The organism is Mangrovibacter phragmitis (assembly GCF_001655675.1).
GTDB classification, from domain to species: domain Bacteria; phylum Pseudomonadota; class Gammaproteobacteria; order Enterobacterales; family Enterobacteriaceae; genus Mangrovibacter; species Mangrovibacter phragmitis.
The window spans coordinates 46,332-60,606 of the sequence record NZ_LYRP01000005.1 but is presented as its reverse complement, the minus strand read 5'-3'; the positions used below and the strand labels follow the sequence as shown (position 1 = coordinate 60,606).

Annotated in this window: 12 protein-coding genes; 5 read left to right on the top strand and 7 right to left on the bottom strand. The window is 49.1% G+C overall.

The window, feature by feature from the left end:
• The first annotated feature begins 16 nt into the window (after window positions 1-16).
• Together A9B99_RS07955 and A9B99_RS07950 are read left to right on the top strand one after the other, a co-directional pair.
• Window positions 17-493, top strand: a complete 477-nt coding sequence (locus tag A9B99_RS07955; protein WP_064596510.1) for an NUDIX hydrolase — start codon at window positions 17-19, stop codon at window positions 491-493.
• Between the two features lie 85 nt (window positions 494-578).
• Window positions 579-1,469, top strand: a complete 891-nt coding sequence (locus A9B99_RS07950; RefSeq protein ID WP_064596385.1) for an oxidoreductase — start codon at window positions 579-581, stop codon at window positions 1,467-1,469.
• Between the two features lie 99 nt (window positions 1,470-1,568).
• Here A9B99_RS07950 and A9B99_RS24165 read toward each other — a convergent pair whose 3' ends face one another.
• The gene (locus A9B99_RS24165; RefSeq protein ID WP_064596383.1) at window positions 1,569-1,760 is read right to left on the bottom strand and encodes a YnfU family zinc-binding protein; all 192 of its coding nucleotides are present in this window, start codon (window positions 1,758-1,760) and stop codon (window positions 1,569-1,571) included.
• Between the two features lie 321 nt (window positions 1,761-2,081).
• Between A9B99_RS24165 and cspE the strand changes: the two genes are divergently transcribed.
• Window positions 2,082-2,294 carry a transcription antiterminator/RNA stability regulator CspE gene (gene cspE, locus A9B99_RS07940; RefSeq protein WP_064596381.1) on the top strand — a complete coding sequence of 71 codons (213 nt, stop codon included), beginning with the start codon at window positions 2,082-2,084 and terminating at the stop codon, window positions 2,292-2,294.
• Between the two features lie 19 nt (window positions 2,295-2,313).
• Window positions 2,314-2,496, top strand: a complete 183-nt coding sequence (ymcF, locus tag A9B99_RS24160; protein ID WP_231889165.1) for a cold shock small protein YmcF — start codon at window positions 2,314-2,316, stop codon at window positions 2,494-2,496.
• 283 nt (window positions 2,497-2,779) lie between these two features.
• Here the strand turns inward: ymcF and A9B99_RS07935 are convergent, their stop codons facing one another.
• From A9B99_RS07935 to A9B99_RS07930, 3 genes are all read right to left on the bottom strand, one after another.
• Window positions 2,780-5,959, bottom strand: coding sequence for an HD domain-containing phosphohydrolase (locus A9B99_RS07935; protein ID WP_064596379.1), 3,180 nt, complete (start codon window positions 5,957-5,959; stop codon window positions 2,780-2,782).
• A 309-nt stretch (window positions 5,960-6,268) separates the two neighbouring features.
• Window positions 6,269-6,361 (bottom strand): YoaK family small membrane protein, encoded by a 93-nt coding sequence (locus A9B99_RS23815; RefSeq protein WP_156519022.1) that lies wholly within the window; start codon window positions 6,359-6,361, stop codon window positions 6,269-6,271.
• A gap of 298 nt (window positions 6,362-6,659) precedes the next feature.
• Window positions 6,660-8,558, bottom strand: coding sequence for a methyl-accepting chemotaxis protein (locus A9B99_RS07930; RefSeq protein ID WP_064596377.1), 1,899 nt, complete (start codon window positions 8,556-8,558; stop codon window positions 6,660-6,662).
• Between the two features lie 524 nt (window positions 8,559-9,082).
• Here A9B99_RS07930 and A9B99_RS07925 point away from each other — a divergent pair.
• Window positions 9,083-9,718: a DsbA family protein gene (locus tag A9B99_RS07925; protein WP_064596375.1), complete on the top strand. Its 636-nt coding sequence runs from the start codon at window positions 9,083-9,085 to the stop codon at window positions 9,716-9,718.
• A 218-nt stretch (window positions 9,719-9,936) separates the two neighbouring features.
• Here the strand turns inward: A9B99_RS07925 and A9B99_RS07920 are convergent, their stop codons facing one another.
• The 3 genes from A9B99_RS07920 to A9B99_RS07910 form a co-directional block, all read right to left on the bottom strand.
• Window positions 9,937-11,556, bottom strand: coding sequence for a carboxylesterase/lipase family protein (locus tag A9B99_RS07920; RefSeq protein ID WP_197499263.1), 1,620 nt, complete (start codon window positions 11,554-11,556; stop codon window positions 9,937-9,939).
• 22 nt (window positions 11,557-11,578) lie between these two features.
• A complete protein-coding gene (locus A9B99_RS07915; protein WP_064596373.1) occupies window positions 11,579-12,934 on the bottom strand; it encodes an aryl-sulfate sulfotransferase in 1,356 nt (451 codons plus the stop codon).
• A 629-nt stretch (window positions 12,935-13,563) separates the two neighbouring features.
• Window positions 13,564-14,106 carry a chorismate mutase gene (locus A9B99_RS07910; protein WP_156519021.1) on the bottom strand — a complete coding sequence of 181 codons (543 nt, stop codon included), beginning with the start codon at window positions 14,104-14,106 and terminating at the stop codon, window positions 13,564-13,566.
• Window positions 14,107-14,275: the final 169 nt, after the last annotated feature.

The window sequence follows — 14,275 nt, the reverse complement described above, 5'->3', positions numbered from 1 at the left end:
TAAGGATATTGCTGTTATGAGAACCCGGCCTTCTGCCCGGTTGTTAATTATCAACCCGGCCCATCAGGTTTTACTGTTTCGTTTTGAGCATCACGATGATGCCCTTGCAGGGCAAGGCTATTGGGCCACACCTGGCGGCGGTGTTGAAGATGGGGAGTCTTTTGCCCAGGCCGCAGTCAGGGAGTTGCGCGAAGAAACTGGCATGATACGGGATACCGTTGGCGAGCCGGTTGCACAAAGCGCTTTCGAAATGCTGTTACCCAGTGGGGAACGTGTTCTGGCAAATGAACGTTTTTTTGTTATTCGGGCAGGTAACAGCGAAATCAGCCATGAAGGCTGGAGCCACCACGAACAGCAAGTCATGAAACAACACCGCTGGTGGAGTATGCAGGCGCTCGCTGGCAGCCAGGAAATAATCTACCCGGCAGATATTATCCAAATCCTGTCTGGTGCCGGTGTGTTCCCGGCGTTGGGTGCCCGGCAGGGGGAGTGAGTGTTTTTGTCATCGTCCCGTGGTATAGATGGTTTTATGTCACTCAGACCACCTGCGTGGTGGCAGATAAACAGGGGAGAAGAGGATGTCAGCTAAACCCAGTATTGCACTTATTGGCCCGGGCGCAATTGGCACCACTGTTGCGGCAGCACTCCATGAAGTGGGGCGCACACCGGTTATTTGTGGGCGTACTGCCCACGCACAACTTACTTTGCGTGCTGATGACGGGCAAATTGTCGTACCTGGCCCGGTGTTAACCAATCCTTCAGAAGTTGAACAGCCTTTCTCGCTGGTGTTTGTTGCGGTGAAAACCACGCAAATGGCTGCAACGGCGCCGTGGTTGTCAGCCCTGTGCGATGAAAACACAGTGGTTTGTGCGCTGCAAAACGGTGTGGAGCAACAAGCCCAGTTTGCGGAATATGTGCCCGGCGTGGCGGTGCTGCCATCGGTTGTGTGGTTTCCGGCTCAGCGTGAGCCTGATTACTCAGTCTGGTTGCGGGCAAAACCACGGCTGACACTGCCGGAAACACCGCATACTGCTGTGGTGTTGGCCGCACTGGAGGGGACGCGTTGCGAAGTGGATGTCGCCGCGGATTTCACCACTATTGCCTGGCGTAAATTGCTGCAAAATGCCGTTGCCGGGTTGATGGTGCTGTCTGGCCGGAGGGCGGGGATGTTCACCCGGCCAGACATCACTGCGCTTGCGCTGGACTATTTGCGAGAGTGTTTGCTGGTGGCGCGCGCCGAAGGCGCACAGCTTAGCGATGAGGTGCCAGCGGAAATCGTTGCGCGTTTCCACCAGGCCCCGGCTGATTTAGGCACCTCTATTCTGGCCGACCGGGTGGCCGGGCAAACCCTCGAATGGGATATCCGCAATGGCGTGATACAGCGTTACGGGCGGGTTCATGGTATCCCCACGCCGATAAGCGACGTGATTGTACCACTTCTGGCAGCTGGCAGCGACGGGCCTGGTTGATGGCTTATATGTAACAACAAGGTTTAATTTTCGCCTGCCTGTATGAATAACAGGCAGGGTTCAGCCGCCAGTTTATGGCAACACATTTACTGCATCGGGTTATTTTTTCAGGGAAAAAACGGCGGGCCTTGCGTGAGTTTCAGGCGGCTGGAAGAGGCCATTACAGAATGGGCAAATAAGCATTTTCTTTTTGTTTACCCGGGATGTACTGTGCTCTGATTTTTTGGCGCATTTGGGGCATTCGATGGCGGTGAGGAAGGATTTTTGAGAGTCTTTCTTAAAATTTTGCATAGAGTTTCTTCTGTGATTAACTGCCTACAGCTTAACGTGTTTGCCCTGTGAGATCCCAGAAGTTTATGCAGATATCTTTTTTGCCTGAGAAACTGTCAATAAAGTGTAAATAAAAAAATAAGCCTTGTTATCCTGGAAGATGTATGCGTTAATCAGCACCGATTTGATACACAGAATCATTATAAGTCGTTCGAAAAGTAGCCCTCATTTCTAAAGTGTATTCCTGCGAGTACCCCTTCTTCTTGAGTCTTCTCTGTAACACGCCGATTGATATCTGTAATTAAATCATTTAAGTAAATGTTTAATTAATAAGGTAAAAACATGTCTAACAAAATTATCGGCACCGTTAAATGGTTCAACGAAACTAAAGGTTTCGGTTTTATCTCTCCTGAAGATGGCAGCAAAGATGTATTCGTACACTTCTCCGCAATTCAGAGCAACAGCTTCCGTACTCTGGCTGAAGGCCAGAAAGTTGAGTTTTCAGTAGAAGATGGCCAGAAAGGCCCGTCTGCTGCAAACGTGGTAGCACTCTAAGGACATCATTCGTCCTGTATTGGGGCATCTCCGTTGCCCACGCTGCCAGGGTTCGCAGTATCGTGTGTCGTCTTTCGATGTTAAGCACTGCAACCCGTTTGGTGCGAAATGCATTTTTTGCAAAGCGGATATGGTGTCTGGCTCAACTGTTTGTTCACTGATCAATAAAGTGAACGTAGCACAGGTCAACATTCACCAATAGCAAAAGCCCGGTTCTGATACCGGGTTTTTTAATGCCTGTTATATTGCGATTTTGCGGCTTCCTGCGCCTTTTTTCTCTTCTGCTACAGCCAGGTTAATGAAGCTATCTCATTACTCTATTCGCGTATTGCGCCTTACTCTGCCTGCGCTCTCTACTCAACACTCCGCAGTAACAGGTTTAGCATCGCTGCATAAACCTGCGTTTAGCAACGCCATGCCAGCTTGTACGCCTGGCGGGAAATTTGAGAACCAGTCCACAAAATAACCCTTTCACCCGCGGTGAATTACGCTTTCAGGTAACGCTGAATATCTACGTCATCTAACTGGCCTGGCTCCAGGTATTGCTCGGCATAGCGCTGATAAATACCGCTGGAGAGTAACAATTCAAACAGGTCTTTATCCAGGTGCTCGTCTTGCACCATCATATGTAAAATATTAATGGCTTCACTCAGTGTTTTGGCTTTTTTGTAAGGCCTGTCTCCGGCAGTCAGTGCTTCAAAGACATCGGCAATAGCCAGGATGCGGGCTTCCAGTGACAGGTTTTCCGCCGTCAGTTTTTTCGGGTAGCCGGTGCCTTTTAATGTTTCATGGTGGCCGCCAGCAATTTCAGGTATCCGCGCCAGCTCTTTAGGAAAAGGTAGGGCTTCCAGCATACGTATTGTGGCGATGATATGTTCGTTAATCCGGTAACGGTCTGCTTCTGTCAGCGTACCTTTCTGAATCGACAAGTTATGGATCTCACCCAGGTTGGCCTGCAGCGCCGGAGGCGTCATCCTCATGTCGTTGCTCAGTAAAATGGCCGGGTCTTTTAGCCACGGGAAGAGATGCTCTGGCTTATCGTCCAGTAACTTCTCTTCTGCGGGGAGTGGTTTTTCAGCAATATTAGCCAGGTGTTTTACTTCTTCGGGTGACAGTCCTTCCCGGTCACTAAAGTGGCGTGTCCAGGTTTGCGCGCCAATTTCACGAATACGGGTAATTTTATCGTCACTCATAAATTCTGAACCGATATTACTTTGAGCGATAAACGTAAAGTCATCCGTTAACTGTTGGTGTCGTGCCTGGCGGGCAGCCTGTAATGCCTCTTCTGGTTCACCGGAAGCCTTGCCTTGCCAGTAGAGAATGTCAGCATCACGCCACAGCACCTCGAACCGGGTACGAATTTCATGAATACGGTTAAAGATAGTTTCCAGCTTACTGCCTTTATCAATAATGTACTCTGGCGATGTGACTTTCCCGCAATCATGTAACCAGGCGGCGATTCTGAATTCCCGCCACTGGTCTTCGTTAGCGAAATGAAATTGCCGGAACGCCGGGAGCTGGCTTTTATCGGCGGATTCAGCCAGCATCATTGCGATAACCGGTACCCGCGCACAGTGGCCCCCGGTGTAGGGGGATTTTTGGTCAATGGCTTTGGCAATCAACTGAATAAAGGCATCCATCAGCGCCTGCTGGTTGGCGTGATAGGCTTCCAGCGAGAGCGCCATACTGTAAATCGAGTCAGATAAATGGTGCAGTTCATTAATGCGGCTCGGCACCGGGAGCACATCGCGAAACCGCCGCTGGCGAATTTTTTTATTTTCCAGAGAAAGCAGGCGTACCGGAGTGACAATCATGCTTGCGAGGTACAGTATTGCAGGTGCTAACAAAGCAAGGCACAGCAAAGTGATAGCCAGGGACAGGTAGACTTTTTTCATGTAAGGGCCGAGCAGCACGTCTGTTGGCACCATAATACCGAGGTAGTGAGTCTGCCGGGCATTTGATACAACGGGCTGTACAAAAAGTGTATAGCGGCTGCTATCAATAACCACGTCTTGTGATACTGCCGTGTGGGTGTTGTTTGCTTGTGCGGCAAGGCTTACAAAAGCGGGCGAAGGCACAATACCGGCAACCAGAGTGCGCTGTATTGCAGAAGACGGGCTGTCTGTCAGCCAGCGGTTTGCCAGCGTGGTTTTTTCTTCCGGAGTAAGAGACTGAATAGCTTTATTCAGTACATCACGTAATAGCGGTTTATCGGCGCTTACCAACATAGCCAACGCGGAATTGCTGTTGTCGGAAAATAACGGCACCGGGTTATGAATTTTCAGCCCAGGAATACTGTACAGCCCGGCTAAATAACGGGCGACATCCCGGGTTTCCAGGGCGGCATCAGCTTGCCCGTCGGCGACAGCCTGTAAAGCGGCCAGTGAGTCTTCCACGCTCATCAGTTTGATTTGAGGAAAATGAGTGAGTACCTCTTCCGCCAGCGACCAGCCCGCAGGTATAGCCAGCGTCCGGCCCTGTAACCGCGGTAATGTATTGAGCTGGCGGGCATTGACCCGGGTAATTAATGCGGGGGGCGCGGTGTGCCAGGACTGGGTAAACAACCCCCATTTGGTTCGTTGAGGTGTCCGGAAAATAGCTGGCATCACATCCAGCTTGCCCTTTCGGAACATCATGGTGAGGGTGTTCCAGTCAAAACCATTTATATATTCAAGCCGTAACCCGGTTTTGGCCGCCAGCATATTCATCAGATCAATAGCATAGCCCTGTGGCATGCCGCTCCAGGAAAAGTCATAGGGTGCCCAGTCAAGCTCATTAGCAACGCGCACTGTGCCCATTTTTGCTACTGCCTGAGTCTCTTCGGATGTAAGGGATATGGGGCTGGCCTGTTCTGAGGTGTGTTTGGGTTGCAAACTGAGTGACTGAGCTGCGACATTGCCATCATTATCAAAAATAAAAGTCTCACTGTGTTTAAATAAGCGGTTTTTTTGCAAAAAGACCGACAATGTATCCAGTGAAATATCGACAGCCAGAACATTCTGGCTGGTGCCAATACGCCGGGCAAACGTCACCCCGGAAGATTGCGTGGTATGAAATACATAAGGCTCAGTTTTTATTGTGGCATTACTTGCCATGGCATTGAGATACCAGGGCCGGGTATTTGCGACATACTGGCTGGTGCTTTGTGTCTGGTGGGTGAGTGTGAAAGCATCGTTATAAAAACGGGATTGTTGCTGCCCGCCAGCAGGCGTATTGCGGATATTGACTATCAGCCAGCGATCCTCCGCCGTCGCCCCTAATACATTACGTAAGTTCTTATTGCTATTGAGATTAATTAATTCATACAAATCGCCATTACCATAGCCGATATAAATGGCATACACCTGCGGGTGCTGGCGTATTGCCTGAGCCATGGCAGGAGTGATGGGGAGCAGGGGCTGGGATGTGTCTTGTTTTTCCAGACCTGGAAATTGCGCAAACAGTGTGGTCAGGCCGCTGGTTTCGCTGTCCAGTGAATGTATTTTATCACTGACATTCAGTGCAGTATGGGTAAATAAAGTCCGGGCGGCATCCTTGGCAAAAGACTGTGCGAAATAAAACTGCATTGCCAGGGCAACAGCAATAATTAACAGCGATAACGCAACAAAAATAGTGACAACTGTTAGCTTCATGCTGAATTTGGCATGACGAAGTTTTTCAAGCATAGTCCGTAGCCTTCTTGCGCATTGTTTTTGTTTTATCCATTCTCATTTAGTGCACCCAGCCCTGCAGACAACATGGCTGATACACCAATGACATTGGCTAGTTAATTTTGCTGGGGGGAACGCACTACTATAACTGGCAGTTTATTACCAGTTCACTATTTAACTGTAGATGAGTTCGGCGTGGATACCATCACACATCTGGGTGATGTCGCAAAAAAAAAGCCTTGTGACTCAGCAGGTAGTCGTTGGCAACAGGGAAAAGCAGAAGGGGATAACCCTGCCTCGCTGAGCAGGGCTCTGGTGATCTGTTTATGAGGTGGCGTAACCGCTTGCCACAAACCAGGTAATAAAAATGACAGCGACGAAAAAAATAGCAATCGGGAAGAGTATCCCAATTTTCATACCGATATCTCCCGCAAATGAAGTCAGTGTGGTTACAGCCATTTATTGTTAAATGGTCATAACATTCTACCAGAATAAATTACGTTATACCGACCATGTTCTCATGGATTAACACAAAGAGATGCTGGTAATCTCAATTTCTTGATTAGAAAAGTGAAGTCACCTCTGGCCTTTATCGCTGCGAGCAAAAGCACAGCAACAGGCAATGCGGAATATGATTTTCAATGTAAGATAGCCCCAGAAGAGGCTATCTTATCAATCTGAGGCCGACGGTGCAGGGTCGGCGCTATTTTGTCTGTCAGAGCTTGAAGCTGCCAACGACATTCTCGAGTTGTAAGGTTTGTTGTTCCATGGACTGCGCGGCGGCCGCCACCTCTTCGACCAGCGCAGCGTTCTGCTGTGTTACGCTATCGAGCTGGTTGACGGCGATGTTGATCTGGGCAATTCCGCGACTTTGTTCATCGCTGGAAGAACTGATTTCTGAGATCAGCACACCGACGCTTTCAACTTTCTCCATCAGGCCGTCCATTGTTGTCCCTGCCTGACGAACCAGCCCGCTACCCTGCTCAATGCTGCTCACCGATTCTTCAATCAGTTTTTTGATCTCCTGAGCTGAGCGGGCACTGCGCTGCGCCAGTGAACGAACTTCACCAGCCACCACAGCGAACCCACGCCCGTGCTCACCCGCCCTGGCCGCTTCCACTGCTGCATTAAGCGCCAGGATGTTGGTTTGGAAGGCGATGCCGTCAATCACACTGATGATTTCCACCACTTTAGAGGAGGACTCATTAATGTTATTCATTGTAGAGACGACTTTGTTAACTACACTGGCCCCTTGTTTCGCGGTCGCTGAAGCCTCTTCCGCCAGCTTGTTCGCCTGCAATGCGTTCTCTGCGTTAAGGCGCACGGTGCTGGTCAGTTCTTCCATGGACGCTGCCGTTTCCACAATTGAGGCCGATTGATCTTCGGTGCGTGAGGAGAGGTTCAGGTTACCGCTGGCAATCTGGCGCGAAGCCGAAGATATCGCCATTGAGCTATTCCCTACCTGTTGCATCAGCTCATTCAGGAACGAAATAAACTTATTGAAATTGTTGATAATGGCGTTAAATTCCGGGCTCTTACTTTGTGCAAGACGTTGCGTTAAATCTGCCCCGCCGCTGGATAGCGTTTCAATATTACGATTGAGCAACGTCACATTATGGAAAATATTACGCACAATAAACATCATAATAAAGACAATAAGTATTCCGATAATCGCCTGTACAATGGTGAGTTTGGTCATAATAGCATTAGACATACTTACCAGGTGGCTGCTCGGAATATCAACCGCCATGAACCACGGGCTGCCGCTGATGGGCAGAACGAACAGTGAATGTGCGCCGTCTGTACCTTCATAGCTTCCGCGCATTTCTGTTGTTTTACCCTGGCTTAACAGGCTGGCTAACGGTGCCGCAGCCGGAATGCCGAGATCACGGACGTTTGAGAGTGCTGGTTTATCCTGTACGGAAGAGCCGTTACCAACGATTTTGCCGTCTGCTTCAACAATTAGTACGCTACCGTTTACCGCTTTGCCCATTTCGACAGCCAATTGGTTAAAGAAGCCCAGTGTTACGTCGATGGTCGCCACGCCCCAGACTTTACCGTCTTTCCAGATAGCCATGGCGCAGTTAGTTCGCGGCTGTGGGCTGGCCGCATCCTGATAGGCTTTCGCCCACGCACATTCGCCTTTTGGCGCATTCATGCCGTCTTTATACCAGGGTTGTTCCCAGTATTTTGCCGATTCCGGCTGGTTCCATACGGTGTTGACCTGCAGATTACCGCTTGCGTCACGGGCATAGAAGGTGCTGAATTTTTCCCGGGCCGGATCACGCTGACCAGGCAAAGGCCAAATCCCACCACCGAATACGTTTAAATCGCCATATTGGTTAACCAGAAGCGGTAAAAATTCGTCGATTTGCTGACTTTGCAGCCCGGCAACCAGCTCAGTGATTGAGCGTTGCTGAGCCTTAACGCGGTTCATCTGCTCTTTAATCGCGTTACTTTGTAATTTAACCGTCGCCTGAATATTTTCAGTCTCAGTTTCAATGATTTGTGGAGCAACAAATTGCTTGATAACAATATAGGTAACTATCAATAAAATAACGAAAAAGCTTATAAGTAATAGGCCTATTCGACCTTGGGTATTTTTCCATATCATTATTGCAGCACTCGGTTTGGTTGTCTTATGTGTAATAACGACATTTATTAGCAATTCTTTAATTTAAGTTGGCTGTGGCTTCATCTAGAGTGCATTCAATAATGGCAAAATAACGGTTTATAAAAAAACGCTCTGTTGTTCATATTTTTTAATTTGCTGTGCCTTATTTCTATAAAAGATAATATTGCCGCAATGCGTTATCTCCCATGGATGCAATTACTTTGCTGATATCACTATGATTTTCATCAATATGCATACATCCTGATGAAACCGCGCAGGACGGACAATGGCATACTCGTTCGTACCCTTATTAATTCGGCAAGGTGTGGACACTTTGGAACGGAAAACCATGTTGCAGTGAGGTGCTGTTAAGGAGAACTGTGCATGAATGCGTTCCTGACTGGTCATTGCCCAAAATTCTGGTTCGTCGCAGTTCTTTTTCCCTGAAAAATTCAAAAAAGCTCTGACTTTCTGCAGAGTAATATTAAAGTGTTCTTAACTAAACCAACATTCGGTACAGACTTGTGACAAAGACGCTTTATTACCTTTTTGACCCTTTATGTGGCTGGTGCTATGGTGCCACGCCCGCAGTCACTTACCTGCGCAATACGACAAATGTCGTGGTTCAACCCTTGCCTGCGGGGTTGTTCTCAGGTGACGGTGCCCGCACAATGGATGACGATTTTGCGGTATACGCCTGGAGTAATGACCAACGTATCCAGTCAATTACAGGCCAGCCTTTCACCGAAAAATATCAGGCAAAGGTTCTGGCCAACCGTCAGCAAAAGTTTGACAGTGGCAATGCCACTGCCGCACTTACCGCCGTGGCACTTACTGAACCGGAGCGTGAACTGGAAGCCCTTTCAGCAATTCAGAAAGCGCGTTATGTGGATGGTCTCGATGTAACCTCGCAAGGGACGCTGGTCGGTATACTGAATGGGTTGAAGCTTGAGGAGGCTGCCAGTCTCTTTATTTCGTCAAGTGAGATATTGCATGCTCATATCCAGGCCCGGGCAAGCCATGCTCAGAGGCTAATGCAGGCGTTCGGTGTTCGTGGCGTACCTGCCTTTTTTGCTGAAACTGGGGGTGAAATTCGGTTGATCCAGACCTCCGCAGTCTACCAGGATCACCAGGCCCTTGCCCGACAGTTAACCGACTGAGCGTGTATCGTTCCTGAGGGAACCGGAGTGTTATGGGTATCCGCATATGGACTGCGGATACCCAGCCATCACAAGGGCGTATGCGTGATTAAAAGACTTGATATGAAATGAAAACGCATCCTCCTGAGCACGTAATTCCTGGGCACAATCCGGTGCCGTTATCTGCTGAGGTGCCTTTCACAAACCCACTGTCAATATCATTTACTGGCGCATTATTTTTAGAACCGGAACTTTTCCCACAGAGACGCGATTTGTGGATCCATGCTGGTCGCCACGCTACTGGTTGTGTTGAACATCATCGTTTGTTTATCTTTATCTGAATATTGCGGCCACCCCGGATTGCCATATTTAGCAAACGAGACCCAGGCGTTATTGATACTTTCAGACAAGGACACCGGCGGATTTACCCCGACAAAGTTTTCTGCCTCTTTTGTATGAATCGTCCCGAACGTAAAGGGGACGTCTACAAAATGCGCAGCCCCCAGGCGGCCATGGTAAGCGGGTGACCGCCAGGAAAAGTTATAAAACCATGTGTTCTGGTTTTTGCTCATAATATTGGCTATTTTCAGTGCAGGCATTCTGAATGTGTAGTCCGACATTATCTGAGCGTAAATGTCACCCGGGCTCTGCGCATTAATACTGTTTTTTGCATAGGCCTGAAGAGTTCCTGAGGGGAGACCCATTTGATGTATGACAGTGCTCACATCCTTTTCCGTGAACTTTTGCAGACCGCCGCCGGGGACCAAATATAATCTGGACTCACTGTCGGTGCTGCCTACGATAACCGGAACGCGGTTACTGTCACTATTAGCCAGGTCTTCTATTGGGCTCCTGACGATGATTTTATTGTCGGCAACTGGCAAAAATGCAGTACCTCCCAGGGAAAGCTTTCCCCACCGGGCAGGATCTTTGATTTGATTTCCAACTTTTAACACATTCTGAACCAGCGCCTCAAAAGGCACCCTGGCTACAGCTTCGGGGTCGGCAGAAATCCCCAGATTCCGGGAAAATTGTTCGGTTATTCGTGTTGCATCGGCAGGGCTAATCCACTGCACTGGAGGGCTCTGCAAAATGGCCTGCTGATAAAGCCCTTTGGTCTCTGGGTTTCCTAAATGTATGGCAACACTACCCGCACCGGCGGATTGTCCGAAGAGTGTCACTCTGCCAGGATCCCCTCCGAAGTTCGCGATATTTCGCTGCACCCATTTAAGTGCAGCAATCTGGTCAGCTATACCACGGTTGTCAGGACGATGGGCGAAATGCATAAATCCATCTACACCCACTCTGTAGTTAACCGTGACTATCATCACGCCTTTTTTAGCAAACACGCTTCCGTCATACACAGGCTCAGTCGCATCTTCCCTGATCCAGGCCCCTCCAGGGATCCAGACCATAACCGGTATTTTCCCTTTGATATCATCAGGGCGCCATATATTGAGGGTTAAGTCGCCAGCCCGCCCAACTAATGGTTGCGCGGAGGTCCTTCCCGGTTGTGGCACTGGCGAGTCAGACACAGTTTTTTTTATACCTTGCCAGGGCTGCATGGGCTGGGGATTCTGAAACCGTCGTGCAGCGGTAAAAGGATTAGCCGCATATGGGATCCCTTTATAAACACTGATACCGTCATCAGTGCGATATCCCTGAACTTTGCCCGACTCAGTAGTGACAACAGGGGCCGGTTCCATGGCAAAAGAAAATGAACTAACAACAAGCAATGCACTTCCCAGTAAAGTTTTCATTCGTATTCCTGTAGAGTTTGTTGCGCTAATACTTTGATTATACCCAATGTTTGTAATGTTTTTCACATCGGGGTTGCATACAAAACGCACCTGCCACATATCTTCCTGGAGGCAGAACAGGCTAGCGCGGAATCCAGTTCAGAGGTACGGCCTGAGCGCGATAGGTGAGATTACTTTCTACCGGATGGCCTGTGGTGCCCCCCGGCCCGATGCCGGTGAATGGGACAATATATTCCCAGACTATCTTCCCTGTAGGAGTTACCTGGAAGAAGCGCCCATCGATCCCTTCGTCAATCAGAGTATTTCCATTAGGGAGGCGTTGTGCTCCACTGACGAATGGACTAAAGAATGTAGAATCGGGATTACCGCTCATACTGGCAGTGTACTGCCAGACAATTTCCCTGGTCGCAGGGTCTATCTCCAGAATACGTGATCCTCCCAGCAGGGCTCGTGGAGCAATAGGGTAACCGGCTTCACCCTGGTCGTCGAAAACAAGGATATTCCCCGCACCAGGCAATCCCTCAGGAATCATATGAGCGTTATGCTGACCACTCATCTGGTTGACGGGATGAGGAAGTTTACCCGTTTCGGCAGGCGTCAAATGAGGATAATTTGGTCCAATCCTCCAGACAATACGGCCAGTCTTGCGGTCTATAATGGCAATGAAATTGGCGTTACGTGAACTGAAAATGATGTTCTCAGCTGCAAAACGTTTGTCTCCTGCCATTTCCCAACGATTTGGACCAAGAGCAGCCATAGCATTCATATGCAGATAGTCAGGACCGTTAGTTGCTGTGACCAGCTTCATTTCCTCTGGAGTGAAGCCAAATTCGTCCAAATGGTCAGTTGCTGACCATTGCCATACGACCTTACCAGAAGGGGTTATCTCATAAATCACGTCATCAACAATTTTGCCGATTTTAAAACGCGGATCCTCTCGCATCCTGTCGGAAAGGATGAGCATGTTGCCGTTGGAGAGTAATTCCCAGTCGTGATGTTGTAGTGCTGCCCCGACAGAATCAATGCCACTCCACTGCCAGATAACGTTTCCATTCCAGTCAAGAAGGCCAAATGTCTTGTTGATCTTTGCAGTCTTGCGCCCGGGCACGAGTCCGATTCCTGCCAGATTTGGCATCCGGGACGCATCCACCATATCAAGAGTCATGCCAACGACGCCCTTACGCCCACCAACAAGAGAGGGATCGACTATTCGCGCAGGTTCACCTTTGTGCTCCCACTGTTTGACAACCAGGCCGTTGATATCAATCAAATAAGTTTTGCCGGATGTGCTGAACATGACATCACAGACATAGGTCGCTGACTTATCGTGGATAGTTACGCCTGTTGGAAAGACGGTTGGCATTGAGAAAGCACTACGGGAATGCACAAGTGCGGCAACAGTGACTGCAGCTCCAAGGCCAAGGAATCCCCGACGGCTAAGGCCGGCTTGATGATATGTCGATGTGGTTTTGCTCATATTTTTCCGTCACTTAGTTTGTAGTACAGAAAGCAATACTTACTCTAAATAGCTGTGCAGAATAGTCTGTTACGTAAAGGGAACTTGTTTACGCTGCCAGGTTAGTGTGTTTCAGGGCCGCACCCACATTGTGTATCGCGACTCGCTTAACATTCGGTTAAAAAGGAAAAAGGGGCGCTATAGATGATGTGCTTGAAAAAATATCACGGCGCAGCCGGTTTTTTATGAAGATTCTGTGGAAGTTCACCTTAATTCTGGTTGCGGAGCCATTCCTGTGCCTGACGAAATTTCGGGCCTGCCACAATGCCCTGTGCCGCAGTCAGCCGCCTGAGATCATGAGTGAAGGAGATCATGTGCCCCGAGAATTGACAGAAAAAGACCTGCTGGGTAATGGTTTCACCGTCAGGAACGTATCCCGGCTCAGGGAAGTGCTAAACAGGGATGAATCCGTGCACATCAAAGGTAAAATTCGGTCTCAGATATATTCCAGGAAACATCGTTCAGGGGGATGCATTTCTATAGTCCGGCCCGCCACCTCAAGATGTAAGTCCAGTGCGGAGCAGTATTTTGACTGCGCTGTCGAAGCGGAAGAACGCGTCTGTTGCGGCGGGGACTTGACCTCCGTTTCGTTAACTGGCTCGCTCAATGCGCGACAGGGCTGACAGCAGATTATTTTTATCCGCAGCGCTAAGTCCTGGTGCCGTCATCTGCGATATAAGCCACGCCATATCGGCTTCGGTAAAGGAGCCGGCCATCAGACGCTGGCTGATGGCCGTCATCAGCCGATTATCAGTCTGTTGTATCTTTTGTCTGGTATCCGCAAGTTCGGTAACGTGAACCCTGGCCTGCGGTGTGGCCAGCCAGTCGGCCAGGCAGCGGTACTGAATTGCCTTCCCGGCATTCATCAGAGCATGGACAAAAGGGACAACGGTGTCGGAAGCAAGCCCGGCGTCCTGAGCATTTTGTCTCATACCGTCTATGACAACTTTCTCCCGCGACAGGTCTTCAACGGGTAAGTGATGCTGCGCTTTATAGCCAGCCACCGCTGGCATTAACAGCATGCGTTCATTCAGTGCGGATGACAGTTCCTCGAGCGACACGGAGGTCACTGAACTGGCAAAAACTGTACTGCACATAAACAGTGAAGAGAGGAAAATGGCAAAAGAGTGCATAATGAATCTGCTCAGTTGGATGAAAGGCTGATATTAAACTACACGCTTAATAATAACATTGTGTGATTATTTTATTTCAATAATATAACAATAGGTGAAAGTACTGTTTCTGCCATAATTTTAACTCCACATAAAGCATTTATGTGCTTTGGCGAAGGTGAATCAGTTG